This window comes from Herbaspirillum sp. Her3 (genome assembly GCF_057961275.1).
Map to the genome: position 1 here is coordinate 1817742 of NZ_CM176328.1, position 20403 is coordinate 1838144.

The 20403-nt window shown below is 57.7% G+C and carries 22 protein-coding genes and 1 pseudogene; 17 read left to right on the forward strand and 6 right to left on the reverse strand.

The window, feature by feature from the left end; all coding sequences use genetic code 11:
• Positions 1-121 precede the first annotated feature (121 nt).
• The 4 genes from ACVC5H_RS08275 (at position 122) to ACVC5H_RS08290 (ending at position 3005) form a co-directional block, all read left to right on the forward strand.
• Positions 122-748 (forward strand): LbetaH domain-containing protein, encoded by a 627-nt coding sequence (locus tag ACVC5H_RS08275; RefSeq protein ID WP_489621859.1) that lies wholly within the window; start codon positions 122-124, stop codon positions 746-748.
• A gap of 36 nt (positions 749-784) precedes the next feature.
• Positions 785-1432, forward strand: coding sequence for a DUF2268 domain-containing putative Zn-dependent protease (locus tag ACVC5H_RS08280; RefSeq protein WP_489621860.1), 648 nt, complete (start codon positions 785-787; stop codon positions 1430-1432).
• 125 nt (positions 1433-1557) lie between these two features.
• On the forward strand, positions 1558-1935 hold the full coding sequence (locus ACVC5H_RS08285; RefSeq protein ID WP_489621861.1) for a glyoxalase superfamily protein: 378 nt from the start codon (positions 1558-1560) through the stop codon (positions 1933-1935).
• 107 nt (positions 1936-2042) lie between these two features.
• Positions 2043-3005, forward strand: a complete 963-nt coding sequence (locus tag ACVC5H_RS08290; protein WP_489621862.1) for an alpha/beta hydrolase family protein — start codon at positions 2043-2045, stop codon at positions 3003-3005.
• A 105-nt stretch (positions 3006-3110) separates the two neighbouring features.
• Here the strand turns inward: ACVC5H_RS08290 and ACVC5H_RS08295 are convergent, their stop codons facing one another.
• The gene (locus ACVC5H_RS08295) at positions 3111-4079 is read right to left on the reverse strand and encodes an SDR family NAD(P)-dependent oxidoreductase (RefSeq protein WP_489622668.1); all 969 of its coding nucleotides are present in this window, start codon (positions 4077-4079) and stop codon (positions 3111-3113) included.
• Positions 4080-4216: 137 nt separating this feature from the next.
• Between ACVC5H_RS08295 and ACVC5H_RS08300 the strand changes: the two genes are divergently transcribed.
• The gene (locus ACVC5H_RS08300) at positions 4217-5128 is read left to right on the forward strand and encodes an AraC family transcriptional regulator (RefSeq protein WP_489621863.1); all 912 of its coding nucleotides are present in this window, start codon (positions 4217-4219) and stop codon (positions 5126-5128) included.
• 198 nt (positions 5129-5326) lie between these two features.
• On the opposite strand, the gene ACVC5H_RS08305 is transcribed toward ACVC5H_RS08300, so the two are convergent.
• Positions 5327-6358, reverse strand: a complete 1032-nt coding sequence (locus ACVC5H_RS08305; RefSeq protein ID WP_489621864.1) for an SDR family oxidoreductase — start codon at positions 6356-6358, stop codon at positions 5327-5329.
• Positions 6359-6477: 119 nt separating this feature from the next.
• Between ACVC5H_RS08305 and ACVC5H_RS08310 the strand changes: the two genes are divergently transcribed.
• The 4 genes from ACVC5H_RS08310 to ACVC5H_RS08325 all read left to right on the forward strand — a co-directional run bounded on the left by ACVC5H_RS08310 (position 6478) and on the right by ACVC5H_RS08325 (position 10753).
• Positions 6478-7446: an AraC family transcriptional regulator gene (locus ACVC5H_RS08310; protein ID WP_489621865.1), complete on the forward strand. Its 969-nt coding sequence runs from the start codon at positions 6478-6480 to the stop codon at positions 7444-7446.
• A gap of 494 nt (positions 7447-7940) precedes the next feature.
• Positions 7941-9290 carry a S1C family serine protease gene (locus tag ACVC5H_RS08315; protein ID WP_489621866.1) on the forward strand — a complete coding sequence of 450 codons (1350 nt, stop codon included), beginning with the start codon at positions 7941-7943 and terminating at the stop codon, positions 9288-9290.
• Positions 9291-9778: 488 nt separating this feature from the next.
• Entirely contained in the window at positions 9779-10090 is a 312-nt protein-coding gene (locus tag ACVC5H_RS08320) for a DUF2628 domain-containing protein (RefSeq protein WP_489621867.1), read from the forward strand.
• A gap of 153 nt (positions 10091-10243) precedes the next feature.
• Complete coding sequence (locus tag ACVC5H_RS08325; RefSeq protein ID WP_489621868.1) at positions 10244-10753, forward strand: hypothetical protein; 510 nt, start codon at positions 10244-10246, stop codon at positions 10751-10753.
• A gap of 175 nt (positions 10754-10928) precedes the next feature.
• Here the strand turns inward: ACVC5H_RS08325 and ACVC5H_RS08330 are convergent, their stop codons facing one another.
• Both ACVC5H_RS08330 and ACVC5H_RS08335 read right to left on the reverse strand, forming a co-directional pair.
• Positions 10929-11867: an alpha/beta fold hydrolase gene (locus ACVC5H_RS08330; RefSeq protein WP_489621869.1), complete on the reverse strand. Its 939-nt coding sequence runs from the start codon at positions 11865-11867 to the stop codon at positions 10929-10931.
• Between the two features lie 59 nt (positions 11868-11926).
• On the reverse strand, positions 11927-12586 hold the full coding sequence (locus ACVC5H_RS08335; protein ID WP_489621870.1) for a TetR/AcrR family transcriptional regulator: 660 nt from the start codon (positions 12584-12586) through the stop codon (positions 11927-11929).
• Positions 12587-12677: 91 nt separating this feature from the next.
• Here ACVC5H_RS08335 and ACVC5H_RS08340 point away from each other — a divergent pair.
• The 8 genes and pseudogenes from ACVC5H_RS08340 to ACVC5H_RS08375 form a co-directional block, all read left to right on the forward strand.
• Positions 12678-12812, forward strand: a pseudogene (locus ACVC5H_RS08340) (DUF7661 family protein); the annotation flags it as partial.
• Between the two features lie 26 nt (positions 12813-12838).
• A complete protein-coding gene (locus tag ACVC5H_RS08345) occupies positions 12839-13561 on the forward strand; it encodes a hypothetical protein (RefSeq protein WP_489621871.1) in 723 nt (240 codons plus the stop codon).
• 41 nt (positions 13562-13602) lie between these two features.
• The gene (locus tag ACVC5H_RS08350; protein ID WP_489621872.1) at positions 13603-13947 is read left to right on the forward strand and encodes a hypothetical protein; all 345 of its coding nucleotides are present in this window, start codon (positions 13603-13605) and stop codon (positions 13945-13947) included.
• 50 nt (positions 13948-13997) lie between these two features.
• A complete protein-coding gene (locus tag ACVC5H_RS08355; protein ID WP_489621873.1) occupies positions 13998-14393 on the forward strand; it encodes a VOC family protein in 396 nt (131 codons plus the stop codon).
• 41 nt (positions 14394-14434) lie between these two features.
• A complete protein-coding gene (locus ACVC5H_RS08360) occupies positions 14435-15460 on the forward strand; it encodes an alpha/beta hydrolase family protein (protein ID WP_489621874.1) in 1026 nt (341 codons plus the stop codon).
• Positions 15461-15502: 42 nt separating this feature from the next.
• Complete coding sequence (locus ACVC5H_RS08365) at positions 15503-15958, forward strand: Lrp/AsnC family transcriptional regulator (RefSeq protein ID WP_489621875.1); 456 nt, start codon at positions 15503-15505, stop codon at positions 15956-15958.
• The gene (locus ACVC5H_RS08370) at positions 15958-16584 is read left to right on the forward strand and encodes a LysE family translocator (protein WP_489621876.1); all 627 of its coding nucleotides are present in this window, start codon (positions 15958-15960) and stop codon (positions 16582-16584) included. The genes ACVC5H_RS08365 and ACVC5H_RS08370 overlap by 1 nt, the downstream gene beginning before the upstream one ends.
• A 142-nt stretch (positions 16585-16726) precedes the next feature.
• On the forward strand, positions 16727-17710 hold the full coding sequence (locus tag ACVC5H_RS08375; RefSeq protein ID WP_489622669.1) for a formylglycine-generating enzyme family protein: 984 nt from the start codon (positions 16727-16729) through the stop codon (positions 17708-17710).
• A 199-nt stretch (positions 17711-17909) separates the two neighbouring features.
• Here the strand turns inward: ACVC5H_RS08375 and ACVC5H_RS08380 are convergent, their stop codons facing one another.
• Together ACVC5H_RS08380 and ACVC5H_RS08385 are read right to left on the reverse strand one after the other, a co-directional pair.
• Positions 17910-18587, reverse strand: coding sequence for an MgtC/SapB family protein (locus tag ACVC5H_RS08380; RefSeq protein ID WP_489621877.1), 678 nt, complete (start codon positions 18585-18587; stop codon positions 17910-17912).
• Positions 18588-18768: 181 nt separating this feature from the next.
• On the reverse strand, positions 18769-20166 hold the full coding sequence (locus tag ACVC5H_RS08385; RefSeq protein WP_489621878.1) for an aminotransferase-like domain-containing protein: 1398 nt from the start codon (positions 20164-20166) through the stop codon (positions 18769-18771).
• Positions 20167-20403: the final 237 nt, after the last annotated feature.

Genomic DNA, 20403 nt, shown 5'->3' on the forward strand with positions numbered 1-20403 from the left:
GGCCCACTGCGCGGGCTTGGTGACCGCGAGAACGGGGGACTGCCATGATGGTGATGGCTCCCCTTGTGGAAAGGACGCATTGGCTTTATTTTTCGGGGATCCCTGTGCTGCCTGATCCACCATGCCGACTCCGCGCCTTTCCCGTTTCATCTCATCCATTCAGGACAGCCCACTGGCCAGGTGGGCCGGTCTCGCCCCCTGGCAGCTGACCGGCCAGAGCGAGTCCATCGTCAGGCAGATGCTGACCGAGCTTGATCCTGCACAGTTCAGGATCGAGGCCGATGTCGCCATTCATCACACGGCCGTGATCGAGCAGGGCGTCACGCTCAAGGGCCCGCTGATCATCGGCGCCGGGGTCTTCATCGGCGCCCATGCCTACTTGCGCGGCGGCTGCTGGGTCGATACGCGATGCAGTATCGGGCCGGGCTGCGAGCTGAAATCTTCGTTTGTCTTTGCGTCATCGCGCCTGGCGCATTTCAATTTTGTCGGGGATTCCATGATTGGCGCGGACGTCAATCTGGAAGCCGGCAGCATCCTCTGCAATCACCGCAATGAACGCAGCGACAAGGCCGTGCTGGTGCACATTGACGGGACGTTGGTCAGTACCGGTGTCGACAAGTTCGGGGCGCTGGTGGGCGATGGTTGCCGCCTGGGCGCCAATTCCGTGATTGCGCCGGGCGCGCTTCTTGCGGCCGGGACGGTGGTTGCACGGGCATCCTTGTGGGATGATGAGGTGCAAGCCGGTTAGCTTTCTATCGTAGCGGTCCCACTTCCTGACATCTCCATGACGATCACTCTTCATTTTCTCGATGCCCGCGCCAGGCTCACGCCTCTGCGCGCATGGATCAGCGATGCCCTTCTGCAGACGCATGCAAGGGCCTCGGCGCTGCTGCCACTGCTTCCTCTGGATGTGGTCATCCAGGCCGGCAAGGAGGTGGTGCCGGAAAAGGGCCTGCTGGGCCATGCATCCAGGCCGGGGCTCATTGAGCTGATCGTCGATCCCGACCATCCGCTGCTATTGCTCAACCAGAACGATTCCCTGCAGCGCATGTTCGCGCACGAGCTGCATCATGCGGCTCGCTGGGATGGTCCCGGATATGGGGCCACGCTGGGCGAGGCGCTGGTGTCGGAAGGCATGGCGGGTCATTTTGCGCAGGAGTTGCTGGGCGGGGATCCGGAGCCGTGGGAGACCCTCGATATCACCGGCATGGCGGAGCACCTCGCGCTGGCCGGGCAGTCGTGGGGCCGCAGTGACTATGATCACGGCCTGTGGTTTTTCGGGACGGGGAGCTTGCCGCGCTGGCTGGGCTATTCTCTGGGCTATCAGATGGTGGCCAGGTTTTCCGAGGGGCATGGCGGGATGCGGGCATCGGCCATGCATGGGCTGGATGCGCAGTGCTTGCGTAAAATCTTGCCGGAGTTGGCGTGCTGACCAATTGGGGGCAGGATGAGAATTTCCTGCATTGCCTGTGTACGCAAACTTTAGACCCTGTTCACATTTAATCTGCACTCGCAGATTAAATATGAACAGGCCCAGGCTCTCAATCCATTGAAGACATGACCAACAGAATTCATTCTCCGATACCAATACTCAGGATTTTCGATGAAGCCAAGGCGGTGGCTTTTTACGTCGAGTGGCTAAACTTCACCATCGACTGGCAACATCGTTTTGAGAGGCATTTGCCACTGTATCTGCAGATTTCCCGGGAGAGCTGCATCCTGCATCTCTCGGAACATCATGGCGACGCCTGCCCGGGATCCGCTTTGCGTATTCCGGTAGAGAATGTAGACGAGCTGTACCGTGAGCTGAAAGGCCGTCCCTATGCCGGATATTCCCCGCAGGTGCAGGCAACTCCGTGGGGAAGCCGAGATATGTCGATTCTGGATCCATTTGGTAATCGCATCGTCTTCACTACTGACGATCAGAGCAACTGACAGCGGCTGTTGGCCAATGCGAACCATAGGCGATCAAGACCCTGTGCAGCAATTACGGATGTCTCCATTCTCTCAACGCAGCGCAGGCTGCTTCGAAAGCCAAGGCAATGAAACTCTACTTGTTCATCGTGGCACTCATTTTCACTACATCGGCATTGGCTGGTTCAGCGGCGATGAATGCCGGCGTGGCGCGCATTTCCGTCACTTCAGAATCTAACTCTTCCGACATGTTGGTCTGGTATCCGACTGAAACCGCGGAAGTTCCCTGGCAGGCGGGTCCGTTCATGATCCCGGCAAGCCGTAACGCCGAAGTGGCCGGGGGGAGATTTCCCGTGGTTTTGCTTTCCCATGGAGGCGGACCCACCGGAGGGACACCGCTTATCCTTCTCGAATTATCTGCGTCATTGGCCAGGCATGGCTTCATTGTGATTGCGCCGTTTCACGGGAAAGCACCCTTGGCGATGAGAGCCCAACAGGTCGTGTCTGCGTGGCAAACGGTGCGGGAAGATGCGCGCTTTCAGCCTCATCTGGATGCCGAACGATTGGGCATGATAGGTTTTTCGCTGGGCGGCGCAGTCGCTCTGGAACTGGCCGGAGCGATGCCGGACATCCTCCACTATGAGACATATTGTGCTGCCAATCCGAGCGATGCGATGTCTTGCCATCACGCGCCAGGTGGAAGCGAGGCCCCGCACAGGCAAGCGTCCAATGGTCCCGGCCACTCCTTGCCTCGGCTCGCGCAGATCAAGGCGCTGGTGCTGCTGGATCCGTTTGCCGCGCTATTCACCCGTAGCGGGCTCGCCAGTGTGAATCAGCCCACTTTGTTATTCCGGCCCATCCAGAGTCAGCTACCTGCCGAGGCCAATGCCGCCGGCCTCATGAAAGAATTGCCCCGGTCTCCCGCGTTGGTTTCCATACCGGGTGGACACTTCGTCTTTACTGATGTGTGCACGCCGGCCCGTCTCTCCGCAGACGGCGAAATCTGCACGGACCCGGAGAGGACCGACCGTGCCGCTATCCATCGTTTGATAGAACCTCAGATTGAGGTATTTCTTGAGCAGAATCTATAAGGTCCGCAATCGACCAAGAACGGAACACCTATCAAACGCCGACTCCGCCATCCTCCCATCGTAATGAGAGGGGAAGACCCTCGCACCTCGTCTTCTAACGACGAGCTAAGCGCCGATGCCTGTCAATTGCACACTGAGTTCCCAGAGGCGCTCGGCGGCCTGCGCGTCGATCGCCCACGGCAGCACTCCATCGAGCGTCTTGTGATCCGCCGGCACTGCGTATGCGATGTCGCAGTTTTCACAGTACACACCGCCAAGGCCGGAAAGGATTGGGCTTGTCGCACACCAGACGGTGGTAGAGGCACCCTGTTCCGGTGTCTTGTAGAGGCTGCGCTGCGCGTCTGGAATCTCGCCTTTCTCGTCGCGTAAGCCGCGGGCTTGTAGTTCCTCAAGGGCGATAAAGCGCTGCAAACGGCTCTCGATGCGCCCCGGATGCACTGCGAAGGCCCGGATGTGTTCTGCCTCGCCCCTGCGGTCGAGCGCAACGGTGAACAGGACATTTGCAGTTTTCGACTGAGCGTAGGCTTGCCATTTGTCGTAGGCGTGTTGCTCGAAATTGGGATCGTCGAAGTCGAAGGCCGCTTGACGGTGAGCACCCGACGAGAGCGTCACTACGCGTGCCCCGTCCGCACGGCGCAAGGCTGGCCACAGGCGGGAGGTCAACTGGAAGTGGCCTAGATGGTTGGCTGAAAGATGCGATTCGTAGCCTCGTGCATCGCGCATCAGTGGCGCGGCCATGATGCCGGCGTTGTTTATCAAGAAATGCAGCGGGCGGCCACTCGATAAGAACGCGCTGGCAAAGGCGTCGATTGAGGTCGGATTCAGCAGCTCGATATGCCCGGTCTCGATGCGGCTGCTCCCCTCAAGCGCATTGCGCGCGGCTTCCGGATCGCGCGCGCCGACAATCACCGTCGCGCCTGCGTGAGCGAGCGTGCGCGCGGTCACCAGGCCGATGCCCGATGCACCACCGGTGACGATCGCGACTTTATTGGACAGGTCGGTATCGCCTATGATGTCCGAGACAGTACTGTGCTGGCCAAATCCAGTATGAAGCGGTTGTTGCGGTGTATTCATCGTGTTCTCAATCGAATATGCGGATGTGTATGGATCATGGCTTCGCCCCGCGTGTGTGGATGGATTCATTGTTGCCGAGTCACTGCTGACGATCCATAATTGTTCGTTCATTTTTCCTATTCGATCGTACGGTTCTGATGGACCCTCTCTCCGATATATTGCGCATTCTCAATGTCGAGGGCATGTTGTCGGCATGCTTGAAAGGCACAGGTACTTGGGCGCTGGCGTTTCCGGCCTACCGTCACATTAAGTTCGGCGGCGTGATCGAGGGCGCTCGCTGGCTATGGACGGAACAGGGCGGGGCCTGGATCGAGCTGGCCGCCGGCGATTTCTATTTGCTGAGCGATGGACGTCCTTACCGCGTCGCAAGCGATCCTAATGCGCAGCTTGCCGATGGCGCACGCGTCATGACTGAAGGCCTGGGCGCCGATGGAGTCGTCCGCTACGGCGAGGGTGACTTCAACACCGTCGGTGCCGGCGGGCGCTTCACACTGGACGAGGAACTGGGCGGTTGGCTACTGCAATTGTTGCCGCCGTTGATCGTGGTACGCGCCGCAGCACCGCAGGCGCAAGCTTTGCGCCCCCTACTGACACTGATCCAACTGGAGACCCGGGAGGCGCAGCCCGGCGGGACGGCGCTTGCCGCGCAACTTGCTGCGATGGTGTTGATTCAGATCTTGCGCGCTCACTTGGCCAGTGGAGCGTGCCCGGGTTGGCTGGGGACGCTCGCGGACGCCAGGATGGGACGGGCACTAGCCTTGATGCACAGCGACATTGCGCGCCCTTGGACCATCGCCGAGCTGGCGGCGGCGGCCGCGATGTCGCGTACCAGCTTCGCTGAACGTTTCCGCAACCAGGTCGGCCTTCCGCCGCTTGCCTACTTGGCGCGCTGGCGTATGACGGTGGCGCGACATGCCTTGAAGTCAAACGACGAAACGCTGGCGCGCATCGGACGCGCCGTTGGCTACGAATCCGAGACCTCCTTTGGCATCGCTTTCAAACGCATGGTGGGCGAAAGCCCTGGTCGTTACCGCTCCAGATTTAGATGAGATGCGCGACGCTTCGTTACAGGTCTCCAGTTCGCCGCACATCTCATTGAGCAAGGCTTGGGCGGCCAGTTTGCACACGCTCAGCAACCGTATGCTGCATCCGCTCAGGTAGCCCGGAGCGCTTGGTTGCATGCCCGTGCGCTCATGGCATCGATTGCTTCTGGGCAATCCACCGTCCAGGGCCTGCCGCCAACGCTTTTAGCGTTGCAGCAATCCCAATCGAATGAGACTCTCCGCGGTCGCGATGATGGCGTCCTCCCGCGAGCGGGGAGACCATCCTAGCAGGCGCTGCGCCTTCTCACCCGTCGCATTCATCTTGAGCCCCAACAACGGCAGCGCGGCTCGCACCGCAGGATGTTGATTGCTGATCAGACGTGCCACCCAATTGGGCATCACCCTGGTGGGTACCTTACTGGCCGCGTCGCCGAGATGCCGTCGCAAGACGTTCGCTAGTTCGCTCATCCACATGCTCTCCCCGGCGATTGCCAGAAAACGTTCACCGGCCGCGACAGGACTCGTCATTGCCCGCATATGCAGGTCCGCCACATCGCGTACGTCGACGAAACCGGAATTGATTTTCAAGCAGGCTGGCTGGCCCTCCAGCATGAATTTGACGAGGTGAATGGAGTGGGAGAAATCTTCCCCGAGTACCGGGCCGAGGACAGCTACCGGATTAATTGCCGTCAGCTCCATGCCGCGTCCCTCCGCAGCAATGAAATCCCAAGCCGCGCGTTCGGAGAGCGTTTTCGACTTCTGATAAGGCGCGACCGATTCATTGTTGAGATCGCTCCAGTCGGTTTCATTGAAGGGCCGCATCATCGGTGGATGTCCGACCCCGATGGCACCGAAGGCCGAAGTCAGCACCACACGTTTGACGCCCGCATCGCGCGCGGCGCGCAGTACGCGCAAATTGCCATCGACCGCCGGTCTGATCCAGTCTTCCTCCGTCACTTGGTCTCCGGATGGCGTAGGCGAAGCGCCATGCATCACGTAATTGCAGCCTGCGACGGCCTCGCTCCATCCTCGGTCTGCAGTGAGATCGGCGGCTACGAAGGACAAACGATCCTGTGCATCGACGCCGCCGGTCTTCAGGTAGCTGCGTACTTGCTCCTCCCGAGCGAGGTCACGCACTGTTGTTCGTACCCGATAGCCCGCCTGCAGCAGCGCAATCATGCAGTGCTGCGCAATAAATCCCGTTCCGCCCGTCACCAGTACCAATGTATCGCTCATGTCATTTCCCGAATTACTTGCCGGCCCCAGTGGCCAGCGGCAAAGTAAGGAGAAGATAAGGCTGGATGGTCGTATTATGAATACTTGAAAATACCGATTACTTGCGCGATAGTTCGGAAATGCAGATCGACCCCTTCTCCGACATTCTCAAATTCACGCGCGCCGAATCAATCGCAACAGGCGGCTTCACCGCTGGCGGAGCATGGGCCATCCGCTTTCCTGCACCAGAAAAAATCAAATTCTTTGCTGTGGTGAAGGGCAGTTGCTGGGTCCAAATCGACGGCGAGCCCGAACTTGTACGCTTCGACACCGGCGACGTCGGGCTGCTTGCAGCGCCGCGGGCCTTCACATTGTCCAGCGCAGCGGGCGTGCAGGCGGTCGACGCGATGGCGTTGTTCTCTGGATCAGGCACAGGGACGGCAGTCATCGGGAATGGACAAGACTTTGAGCATATTGGCGGACACGTCTTGCTTGATCCGGTGAGCGGCAGGCTGCTGCGCGACGTCTTGCCGCCGTGGATACACGTGCCTGCGACAACGCCGCAAGCAGCCAGTTTTCGTTGGTTGCTGGGCCAGTTAATGGAAGAACGAGGGGCCAGCTTGCCGGGCCGCCAGCTGGCCTCGGCGCAGTTGGCGCAACTGCTGTTCATCCATATCCTGCGCGCACACTTGAATGATGCCGGTCCGATGCCGACCGGCTGGCTGCGCGCCCTGGCTGAACCTCGTCTTGCACCGGCATTGCGTCTGATGCACGGCGACCCGAGCCGCCCCTGGCATTTGGAAGAGCTTGCTCAAGCTTGCGCCATGTCGCGCACGACATTCGCCTCGCGCTTCAAGATAGCTGCCGGTGTGGCACCGCTTGCTTACTTGAGCGAGTGGCGCATGCATCTGGCGCAACGCGCATTGCGCGAAGGAAATTCGTCGGTTGCGACAGTGGCGCTGTCGTTGGGTTATACCTCAGAGAGCGCTTTCAGTAATGCGTTCAAGCGCATCACGGGAGCATCGCCGAGAACTTACCGAACTGCAGAACTGGCGGGCAGAGGATCAAGTGCTCCCGCACAGCATGTTCGCGATGACAGTGGCGCATGACCGCTTCGGGCCAATATTCCGTAACGCAGGGCGGAGGTGTCCAAGGTTCTGATCAATCGCCTTTAAGAACTAAACGACTCAATTTTGGATGGCGGTTCTCGGCCAGTAGCGGACCAAGCATAAAAGAGGGGCGGCAACATATCCTTGCGAACAAGAGTGAGACGGGCAGGCATGCTCCAACATCCTGCACTGCGCAGCGCCGAACCTGACGCAATTCTGACAGCGATTGCCGCGCAGACATGAGAGAATCTTTTCCCATCTGCTGCAGCGGCGAGCGGCACATCGCTCATGGCCCCGGTCCGATGCAGGCAGAGGCACGGTTCGTGCGGGCAGGCCGCACCGTCCGAGTCGGCCACGGCGCTGTTGGTTCAGCGCGGCTGGCCTGTCATCCATCCATCCGTTAAACCATGAATAAGAAATTCTATAAATATTGCTGCCCGGAACGCGTCAGGGGCGTTCGCCAGGTTCTGAATCTGCTTTGTCTGCCGGTGATGATGGTCGCTGCGCTATCGGTCACCATGCCGTCGGCCGTGGTCGCGGCGGAATCGGTAATACCCCAGGTCGAAGTCAAGACCGCGCTGACGTTCCCGGAGGGAGGCAATGGCCGCGCGGCCTACCTGGCCAAGCAACAACGCAATTTCGAGGCGGGGGGGACGGTCATTGGCGAGTTGCAGTCGGGCCTGTTCTGTTCCCGCAAGAGCGATATCCAGTGGAACAACAAAACTTCCGAATTCCTGTTGCCGGGTCAGGCCATGTTCGCGCGCTTCCGTTCGGAGTTGCAGAAGCATGGCTATCCCACACCTCAGCCCAAGAGCAAGCCGCTGTTCCAGGAAAAGCCGGACGACACGGCTGCGGACGCGCCCAAACCGGTGGATACCAATCTGCAGGTCGGCCTGGTAGTCAACCAGGTCCTGACCAACCTGTGCGGCAAGAGCAATACATCGTGGACCGGTGATGCCTACGTCAAGCTGGAGTGGCAGGTGTTTGCCCCGGACCAGAAAAAGGTCATTTACAAGGGCAGCACCGAGGGCGTCGCCCGCATGCATGACAAGCCCGTCGAAGGCGCGTTTTCGCAGATTCCGCTGGAGGCGTTCTCGGTGGCGATACGCAATCTGCTGGCTGATCCCAATTTCGCACTGGCCATCCAGACGCCCTACGACGCTGCGGCTGCCGCCGCCAACCAGGTGATCTCGCCTTCGCCATCGGCCAGCATGCCGTCGGGCGCGACCGTCCATATCGATAACGTGGTAGCCCAGCAGCAGGGCGGCGAGATCTCCAAGTCCATCACGGACCTCCGTTCTGCGGTGGTGACGGTGCTCGCCGATGGCCGCTCGGGTACCGGTTTCTATATCGGCACCTCGGGCTGGCTGCTGACCAATCAGCATGTAGTGGGCGATGCCAAGGTGGTCAAGGTGCGCATGCCCACCGGGCGTGAACTGATCGCCGATGTACAACGGGTCAATGCCGGCCGCGACGTGGCCCTGCTCAAGACTGAGCCGCCCGGCGTGCGACCGATGCCTTTGCGTCTGGACGAGCCGGCGGTGGGCGAAGACGTCTACGCACTGGGTTCGCCGCTGGGCGATGCCTTCAATACCACGCTCACGCGCGGCATCCTGAGCGGCGTGCGCGTGCTCGGTGAGCAGGAGTTCCTCCAGAGCGACGTGGCAGTCCTGCCCGGTAACAGCGGTGGTCCGCTGCTGGACAAGTCGGGCCAGGTGGTCGGCATCACCGTAGCTGGACTGGGTGCCAAGGGCATCGCCGGGATGAATTTCTTCATTCCCACGGCCAATGCCTTGGTCAAACTGCGCCTGCAGCTGGATAACCAGGGGGCAAAAAAGCCTTAGGGCCTGGTCACATTGGTTGAGATGTGCCCACGTCATGTTTTAGCACGCTGGGGGCCGACGTTTTCCAGGCGTTTCTGTTGCAGCAAGCATTACCAGAGCATGTGAATTGGCGTGTTGCGTCCGAAACATGATGGCAATCATCGGCCATTTGCGCGAACTCCGGCACGGGGCCACCTGTTTCGGAAATATAAGGAAGTTGCCACTTCGGTCATTTCAACGTCGTGATTTTTGTCATATAAGGGAGCTCGTTCCCCAAGAACTTGATTCATCGAATGGGGATGGTCACTCGCCGAACGATAAACGATCACACTGATAAAGACGAGCTCACTCTTTATTCATCCAGCGCTTCCCGGTCGGAAGGTGCGTCACGGATTCAATTGGGTTGCCTTGATATTCAATACTGATCGGGTGGCGCGCCTTGCACTTCATCCCAAACGGGACCCGCTCGCACTCACGCCTATTGATGAAATGGGTTCTAAAATTAAAAGATGAAAAAAACGCTTACGCTTATACACCCCTCTGGCAAAGTCGCCCAAGTCAAGGTTGGTTTTAGCTGGCCAGCGTTTTTCCTTGGCCCGCTTTGGGCGATCGTCAAGCGTCTTTGGTTGCATTTTCTTATCTTGATCGTGGTGGCCCAAGCACTCAATTTTTTTATGGATCACGCACTCTCGCAAGATAATCTTCCCTCTGCTCTTTTATCCATCGCGATGTCGTTGTCCTATCCATTTGCTTGTGGGTTTTATGGGAACAGATGGCTGTTGAAGACCCTCTTGAAACGCGGATATGTAATTCCTGAGTAGCGTTCACCTGGCAGGAAAATGAATTGCGGGCTGCTCCACTGCTGAAAAAACAGGAGCGTATTTCATACAGCATGCTTGGTCCGTTCCGAGAAATTCGAATTTCTTTTCCATACTCGGGTTCCTGGATAACGCCGGCCTCAACAGGAGAACTCCATGCGTTTATTTTTTTCAAAACTGTTCGCACGCTTGAAGTCGAATGCGGAGATTGCGGGAAGTCCTGTTCAATCGCTCGACTATGATGAGTGGATCCCTCTTGACGCGGAAGACCTCGCAGAACAGGGGATGGCCTACGCTTATCAGAAACTGATGCCCGAGCTGCTCAAGTACATTGCTGATCCTGCACCGCTGACCCAGATCGTGGATAACGAAGTTCCGAGCTACAAAGTGGAATGCGGCGGGCAGGAATATCTCATTTATTCTGCAGAAGAACCTGACACAGAGAGCGAGAGTTGGGGCAGGGCTACTTACTTCTTTTTCCTGATCGTCAACCGGCAGCTCGTAGACAGTGGCGTAAAACTATACGCGATCAATAATGGCAACGATCTGGGTGCTTTCTTCCTTACTGAAGAACAGGCGGCAGCTGCCCAGCGTGAGCTGCCACGGAAGACCGACTGGCCATATATCCCGACATTGGGCGACGAGTGGTACGGCCAGTTCCATTGAACTGTTTTCGCACGGATCCCGGCCGCGTGGGCCCAAATTTCCAGGATTGTATTCGCAGGAAAAGACAGCGAAGGAGCGCACGAAGCCATTGATCCCAGCGCCGATTCCAATTGTCCGATATCTCGGCCCGCAGTGCCGGGTCGAGATGGGGGGGAAATCAGGCACGCGCTTCTCCTTAGGCCTCTACGCTCGCAATGAAATCGGCCAGATGCCCGGCCACTTCCTCCGGACATTCCTCCATGAGGAAATGTCCGCAGTCTTCCAGGACGTGCCCGCGCACATTGCCGGCGATATCTTTCAACGTGTTGAACAGGCCAGATGCCACCCCGGATTTGCCACCGATGGTCATGACAGGCATCTCCAGCATGCGGGTTGCCCGCAGCTTGTTGGCATCCAGTGCTGCGCGAGAGAACGATTCCCGATAATAGGCAAAAGCCGTGCGCGTCCCACCGGGCTGGGTATAGGTCCGCACGTATTCATCAATCACCTCCGGCGTGAATACCCAAGGGCGGGCGGCTTTTTGAGTGAACAGCCAGGTGAGATATTCCCGCTCATGCCCTCGCACCAGTATCTCGGGTAGATCCGGAATGCGGTTGAAGCTGAAATGCCAGGTGCGCTTGTTAACGTCGTCAGATGGAATATCCCCCGTCGGTAACGCTGAAATGCCAGGCAATGCGGCGTCAAGCAGCGAGAGGCTCCTGATGTCGCCAGGCCAGTCCGCCGCGTAGGCATAAGCGATCCAGGCGCCGATGTCGTGACCTGCCACATCCAGTCCAGCGCCCTTATCCAGACCCAGCAGTTGCGCGAAACGGTGAATCTCCGCCGCGACCACTCCCGGATCAAATCCATGGGCGGGATGCGCAGAGTCGCCCATGCCGCGCGGATCAATGGCAATCACCCGCCGCCCGGCCCGGACAAGACCAGGAATGACATCCCGCCACGCATACCAGCTTTGCGGCCATCCAGGGATCAGCAGGACAGGCGCGCCGGAGCCCGCTTCCACGTAATGGAGGCGAACGCCGTCGACATCGATCAATTGGTGGCGCAATACAAGCTCATCATCGCGCAGGCCTGTGCTGGCACGCTTGTTTTCAGTTGAATAATTTATGGTCATATCGGTTCCAATATAGGGAAAAAAAGACGACATCTGTCGTCCAGGAAAAGAGGGTGTGGTTATTTCAGCATCTTCATGCCCATCTCGACGATCGCTTTATTGAGCTGCGCACGCTGATCATCGCTCTTGCCGAGAACACGCATGCCCTGCATGAAACAGAGAAGAGATTTTGCAGCAGCCTTGGCATGCAAATGCTCCGGGATCGACCGGTCCTTGATCCCGGCTTCGATCAACTCGGACAGGGTGCGCTCCAGCCGTTTGAGTGCCTGCCGAAACAACAGCGCAATATCGGGCTCCAGCACGCTTGCCTCCAGACCCGTGGCGACGACCAGGCAACCTAGCCTCCCGGGCTCGCCCGACGACTGTTCGAGGTAATAGGCCAACAAACGCTCTACGCGTTCGCGCCCGGTCCCTTCGCCACGCACGATGGCTTGAATCCGCTCGTGCCCGCGCGCGGTGTAGCGCTCGAAAGCAGCAATATAGATGGATTTCTTGTCCTTGAATGCCTTGTACAGACTGCCCCGAGTCAAGGCGGTAGCATCGACCAGATCGGCCACCGACGTGGCGCCGAAGCCGCGCTGGCGAAACAGGGTGATAGCCCGGTCCACGACCTCTTCATAGTCGAATTCCCGGGGACGGCCCCGGCTGTTTTTTTCTGTTGATTGCGTCATTCTTATATTTTGGATCAATTCGTTTCCATATTCAAGCAATTCATTCATCCATCGTCTGTACGGGTGCGATGCCTGACAAGCTTGTTACCTTGAGAACGGCGGAAAGCGCCGACCGGCGGATTTTCCCTGCCAGCATGTTGCCGGGGATGAGATTTGTGGCTATCTTGCAGACCTGTACCATGAGAACGCAACCCCCACGTCATGGCGACGTAGTGCAATGATTGGCCGACAACTCCCGCGGAGTGCACGGCTCGGGCCAACGTGGTATTTCTGACCAGCCTGACTAAATAAAGGAAATCAATGTCTTGCCGCGTTTATCTCTGCTGCACAGATTTCGCAGCGATGCCGTCCGAGCAGGAGTGGGACCGGTTCTTCAGTGTGTCAGGTATCGAATACGAGGCGAATACCCGCATTCCTCTTTTTTGGCTCTGCCTTTTCATCAGTAGCGACATCAAGATTGTCCCCGGCAGCGAGAACTACGTTTCCGACTCCGGCGATGACGATGCGATCGACGAAGATTTTGACGAAGGGAACCGACATTTCCTGTATGACGATGAGAGCTACAGGCCCTATGCCTATCTCTCGTGCTTGAGAACGGTGGGTATCGATCAATTGAAGCGTCGCTCCGAGATGATGCGCTCCGCCCTGGGAGCTGAGCGTCACGCCTTGTATCTGGAATGGATTGCGCGGCTGGAGGCCGAACCTTTCCAGTACATCCTCGTCAGGACTGAAGAGCTTGATGGAATGGGCGATGACGGAGAATTGGAAGATCTCTTGCGCAGAGCTATTGAGGATCTGGAGCTTGCCACGCAGACCAGGACGTTCGTGATGAGCAGTGACATGAACAATCTTGTGGGCTTGTCGGAAGATCGCCTCGTGAGTGAGTGCGAATCCTACGAACTCGTGGGCGGTGCCAATAGCGCAGTGAAATGGCCTTTGCGTTTGTCGTCGAGGGAGGTGGCGAAGGAGGTGCCACTCGTTGCTCCGGTAAAAAAATCCAAATGGATGTTCTGGCGACGATGAAAGTCAGAAACAGCGCCCAAGTCCGCCATAAACTAGTCCGAATGAAAGAAAATGACGCGACAGCCCCACTACATTCTTTAATCTCACCCGCCGCTGTACCTGGCGCATCGATGGCCTCGATCCGCGACGGTGGGTTGACGATGACTGCAGTCGGCGTCAGGGACAATGAGACAGGTGAGCCTGTCAACGACCAAACTGTGTATGGCCATTTTCTGGCAGCGGTCCTGCGTGGCGATGGACTGAAGGAAGCTACAAGCGAGCAATGGTTAATCCCCGCGATCAGGGCAACAAAGGGCGCAGCCGAGCACCTGGAAGACATGCCCGCCGAAACTGAACAGGATATCGGTTGGGGACTTGGCTGGGGATTGGAGCCAAGCGGCGTCTGAAACCGGCCAGAAACGTTCGTTTTTAAACCTGAATTAAGTGGAGACTCGCGATGCAACTCCTGGACCATGTGTCAATCGACGTACATGACTTTCAAACTGCCCGACCGTTTTACGACGCCATCATGGATGCTTTAGGTGCGGTAAAGGTTTATGACCGACCGACAGCCTTGGGTTATGGATCGCGCTGCTCTGCTGCAGATACAGCCTCCACCTGTCTTGCCGTCTATCTGGGCGCTGAAAAAGTCGGCGAGAACAGGCGGCACTGGTGTTTTAAAGCGCGATCCCGCCGACAGGTGGATGCGTTTTTTGCTGCCGGCCTGGCTGCTGGCGGTATGTCGGATGGGGAACCCGGTTTGCGAAAAAACTACCATCCACACTACTACGCGGCATTTTTGATTGATCCATCGGGAAATCGTGTGGAAGCTGTTTGCCATGTCGCCGAATAGATATTTTTTTCGTCGTATCTCTCGGTAAGCAGAGCTTCAAAATGAAACGGCTCCGTTCATTGCCTGGATATCAAATGGCCTTGCGGCGAATTTTCTCGCTGACTGCATTTTGTCTTTACACCACGGCAGGATATGCAGCAGGTTTCCAATTCATCGAAGTGCCTGCGGACAATGATGGGCCTGCACTGCGTGGCGCCGTGTGGACACCGTGCGATGTTTCCGCAGAAAAGATCTCGATTGGACCGATCTTCATCAGTGGCGTCAAAAATTGCGCAGTCTCCGGATCTCAATTGCCGTTAGTCGTCATATCCCATGGCTATGCCGGTTCTCTATTTGATCAACGCGATACCGCAGAAACATTGGCTGACGCGGGCTTTGTCGTCGCCTCCATCAACCATTCCGATGACAACTACCAGATCCGTGGCAGCGCGAATGACAAGATCGTGGCGCTGGCGACACGGACTTTCGATATCAAGCGCTTGATCGACTACATGCTTGGCAAATGGGACGGGCACCAGTCGCTGGCACCTGCGAAGGTCGGCTTCTACGGATTTTCAAGGGGCGGTTACACGGGCCTGGTGCTGGCAGGCGCCAAGCCCGATTTCCGCCGGCTGCCACTGTCGTCGTTCTCGTCATGCGTGTCGGGGGCGGAGGGCCCTGCATGCAGGCAGGCCAGGCAGAGATTGCAGGAGCTCCTTGATGCTCCGATCACTCATGACGGTCGCATCCAGGCGGCAGTCATCGCAGACCCGCTCAGCGTGGTTTTTGATGCTGAGGCTCTGAAGAACGTGAGCATTCCGATTCAGCTGTGGAGCTCCGCGTACGGTGGTGATGGCGTCACTCCGGCAAGCGTAGCGGCAGTGCGGCGCAACTTGCGTATTGCACCGGATTGGCATCTGGTGGAAAACGCCACGCACTTTGGTTTCGTGCTTCCATGCTCTGCTGCGTTACGGGAATCGAAACCGGTTATCTGCGGCGACCAGCCCGGGTTCGACCGTGAGGCATTTCATCGTGATTTCAACAATCGCGTGCTGGCTTTTTTCACGAAATATTTGCGGGATCATTAATTTTTATTGAAAAAAATTTGAAAATAGATAAATAATGCGGTTATGGATGATATAGACCGCAAAATAATTTGTTTTCTGGCGCAGGACGCTCGGCGCTCCTTGTCAGATATTGGTAGCGCAGTAGGACTGTCGGTATCGGCCGTCAACGAACGCATTCGCCGCCTAACCGCCAGCGGTGCGATCCGCCGCACCACTGTCGACGCAGATCCGCATTTGCTGGATTTGCCGATTCTTGCGTTTGTCTGGATTGCCCTTGCGCCTCAAGCCGATGAGGCTGTGTTCCGCAGTTACGCGGCGGCACAGGTTTCTATCGCGGAGTGTCACCACGTCACCGGCCCATGGTCTTATCTCATCAAAATCCATACACGGTCACTGGCCGGGATTGAGGACTTTCTGGCCGACATGAAAAAGCATGGTTTCCTCTCCCGCTCCGAGACGATCATCGCCTTGTCATCTGTCGTGGACGGTCCCTTTATCTTGAAGGAAGGAATGGTCTGATGGAGATTCCGTTATTGGGAAAAGGCCTGCTTCTCGGTCTGGCAGTAGCGGCGCCGCTGGGTCCGATCGGCGCCTTGTGCATTACCCGTACGCTCGAACGTGGTTTTTGGGCGGGCGTCGCTGGCGGGCTGGGAACGGCGGCTGCGGATGCTTTCTATGCGGGACTGGCAGCGATGGGCTTTTCGGCTTTTGCCGCAGCATTGGCTATGATCGACGTACCTCTCAAGCTGATTGGTGGACTGTTCATGCTGTGGCTCGGCTGGAAAAACCTGACGCCAGGGCCGCGGCGCGCGGCGGCGCAGCTCGGTACACGGGATTTGCTCGGAACAGTTGCGGCAACTTTTCTTCTGACGATCAGCAACCCGGCGACCATTCTTTCCTTCGCGGCGATGTTTGCAGGTCTCGGATTGGCTGAAGCCGCCGGCCCGGTCAATGCAACGTTTGTGGTGGTCGGGGTCTTTTCGGGATCGATTCTTTGGTGGTTTGTCCTGAGCGGTGGCGTGGCGATGATGCGGCAGCGCTTGCCGGAAAGCTTCGCGACATGGGTGTCGCGACTATCCGGCGTGATTCTGATCGGTTTTGGACTGTACGCGTTCGCGTCGCTTTTGCACGTTGTGGCTCCATAAGAGGCCTTCGTAAGTGCGCCATCCACGGGGAGCTGGCACAAGCCGCGACGATTTCAACAGCGTGCCGGAATTTCAGAAGCACGACCGCAGCCGATATAAGGGGGATGATTTGAAACACCGATCCATTGCTTTGCTGGCGATAATGCTTTGCATGACATTCATCTCTTCGCATGCCGAGGAAAAAACGCCACTGCCCAGGACGATTGAAAATTCAATTGGAATGCAGATGGTGCTGATCCCTGCGGGAGAATTCCTGATGGGAACGGATGAATCGCTCGCGTCGCTGCAAAAGGCCTATCCAGATTATGAAGAGCGGCGCTTGCGCGATCTCGATGATGAGCGGCCGCAGCACAAGGTGCTGATTACCCATCCGTTCTATCTGGGGAAGTATCTGGTCACCGTTGACCAGTTTTCCGAATTCCTGGCCGAGTCCGGCTATATCCCTGAATCCATTCGGGATCAGACCGGCGGCTATGGCTACAACCCGAACTATGATCCTGAGAAAACTGAGCGTAAAGACGCATTCGAAGGCCGCAATCCGCAATACAGCTGGAAAAATCCCGGCTTTCCCCAGACCGGGAATCATCCGGTGCTCAACGTCACCTGGAATGATGCGCAAGCCCTGGCAGCATGGCTCAGCGAGAAGGAGAAGGCGCACTACCGTCTGCCCACTGAAGCAGAGTGGGAATACGCTTGCCGTGCAGGCAGCACGACCCGCTATCCCAATGGCGATGATCCGGAGGGCTTGAGCCTCATCGCCAACACATTCGATGCCGACGCTGCACCCTACTGGCCGCGTTTTGCCGGTCATGCGCTCAAGAGCCATGATGGATTTGCCTTTACCTCCCCCGTCGGCAGTTTTCCTCCGAATGGATTCGGACTGTATGACATGGTAGGAAATGCCTGGGAATGGACCGCAGACTGGTACGGCCAAGACACTTACGCACGTTCGCCGCTGGCCGATCCGCACGGGCCTGCCGCCGGTGACGTCAAGGTGCGGCGCGGCGGATCGTGGCATACCTGGTCATTGTATGCACGTTGCGCGTTCCGTAACTGGAATACCACCACTACGCGCTATACCCTGGTAGGGATCAGGCTGGTTCGGGATGGGGACGTCAGGCATTGACGATCCAGGCCTGTGGTCACTAGAACCCATTTCATCAATAGGCGTGAGATGCGTTCTGCCCAGAAAGGGCGCGGCCCGTTTGGGCGAATTGCTGCGTTACGAATTTGGGTCAAGACGTCCAGTCTTGACCCAAATTCGCGCCTTGCACTTCATCCCAAACGGGACTAGCTCGCACTCACGCCTATTGATGAAATGGGTTCTACACTTCCGTGTGATCGAATGACTTCACGCCTTCGAGTTGCATGAAGGTCTGCATGACTTTCTGAAATTCTCTTTCGGACAAGCGGCTGAAGACAATGAAGACTTCATCGTATCTTTTATCTTGGTCACGCGTGACCACAAATTTGCTGACGCAAGCGGCAGATTTCCCGAGCAACACAGGAAGATGATTCATATTGAAGGTATCGGCCTGCACCAGGAATTTGACCCCTCTCTTTTGCTTGTCGGCGAAAAAGCGCCGCTCCAACGGCTTCATCCCTGCCAGGATGATGAGCACGATCATCGTTCCGGCAACGGCGGCAGCGTACATGCCGCCGCCTACGGCCAGTCCGATCGCAGCGACCGTCCAGAGGCTGGCAGCGGTAGTGAGACCCCGAATAATCTCGCCGCGCAGAAGAATGGAGCCCGCGCCGAGGAAGCCAATGCCGGACACCACTTGGGCTGCCATGCGGGACGGATCCAGCACTACCTTATCCGACTGCAGAATTTGTGAAAAACCATAAGCAGAGACCAGCATGATCAATGTAGAGCCTACACTGACCAGCATGTGGGTACGTAATCCTGCTGCCCAGGAAAGACGCTCGCGCTCGATACCAATCAAGCTGCCGAGCACTGCTGAGACGATCAGTCTGAGGATGACCTCGGTCGCGGAAATCATGTCACGCTCCTCTTCGGTACAGGGTCGCGGATAAACATGCGAATCTCCCTGATAAAAATAAATAATTTAGATCATTTTTCAAGGGAGCATGTTCTGATGGGAAAAAGAGCTGTGACGGGAACAGGTGAAAAAAGTTCGTGTGGGAAGCTCAGTAATGGCTCGTCATGCGCCTCCATTATCTTCAGACAATTGAGCGAGCTGCGTAGGGCCCCTCTTTGATGAGCGCCATCACTACCTTGATTGCCTGCTGGAGTTGCTCCTTGTCGTGTGACGCGGAGATACACAGACGTATGGCTGCTCCGGCATTGCCCGGTCCGTTTGCCGAGAACAAGGCCCCAGGCGCAACTGCGACGTTACGCTTTCGCGCCACTGCTGCGAATGCCTCACTTCCCCACGAGCCGATCCCAAGCCAGACATGAAAGGCGACAGGCTTGGTCATATAGGTGCCTGGCCGTAGCACTTCAGCCGCCCACGCCTGGCGCTCGGCAATTTGCTCCCGGCGGGCTGACGCCATCAATGCGATGTCGCCATTCACGATCAGCCGACAGACGGCTTCGACCATCGGGCCCGGCGCCATCAAGCTGGTAGCACGCAGTCCCGTACCGATTCTGAAGACAAGCTGGCCGGGTGCGCGGATCACGCCGACACGTGCGCCGGGACCGAGGATCTTGGAGAAACCGGAAACGTATACCGTTCGCTCGGGAGCCAGTTCGCAGAGGGTCGTTACGCGCGGCGTGAGCAGGAATCCGTAGACGTCATCCTCGATGATCGTTGCATCGTGGCGGCGGCAAATACTCACGATATGCCGCCTGCGCTCGTCGGACATGATGGCCGTGGTCGGATTGTGCAGGGTAGGGTTGCAATACAGGGTGCGCGCACCCGTAGCCTGAAGTGCACGCTCCAGTGCCGCTGGCAGCAAGCCTTCTTCATCCATGTCGACGCCATGGACCCGTTTGCCAAGAAACTTGGCGGCAGATAAGGCGCCGTAGAAGGTGGTGTTCTCGCACAGGAGAACGTCGTCGCCATTTAGCACCGACTGGATTGCGAGCAATACGCCGTGCTGCGCGCCGGCGGTGATGATGATCTCTGGCGCGCTGGCCTCAATTCCAGACTGCTGCAGCCAATCCGCCATGGCAGTGCGATGCGTGATATGCCCGCAATCCGCCTGCAGCCCCTGCAGCTCAATGTTGCTGGCGGCCTCGGCCAGATGCCCGGCCAAGAGAGTGGCCATCGGATTGTCGGGCGCCGACCGAGGAAAGTTGTGGGACAAATCGATGAAGCCGTCTTCCGGCCACTGCTGCCAGAGCGATATTGGAGCATCGTGCCTGCGTCGCCGGACGAAGGTGCCACGGCCTACCTCTGCAAGCGTCAGCCCTCGGCGCTTTACCTCGGCGTAGGCGCGCGTCACGGTACTGAGGTCGACCTCCAGTGCCGTGCACAGGGTACGCTGCGGCGGCAATTGATCCCCGGCGGCCAGTGTGCCCGAGTCGATCGCCCGTTCAATGGCATCGGCGATGGCGAGATAGCGAGGCCCGACAGCAGATGCGATGCTTTTTGCCCATTCCAGTTTCAGTGTCATGACCGCATTCTTAAAGTGCAGATTGTATGGATACAAGCGCAGACAATTCTTCTGCGTTGTGCAAAGTGCGGCCCGAAATAGACCGCTCCGCAGTGGGAGATGATATTGATGTTTAACGGATGGCAGTCATTGGCGGCTTTCCGGCTGGTGTTTTGTATGGCACGTCCATTGCTAATGTTTGCATGCATTTGAACATGCGCACAAGCTGGTCACGGTGTCGTCCGGTGGCCGGCGACA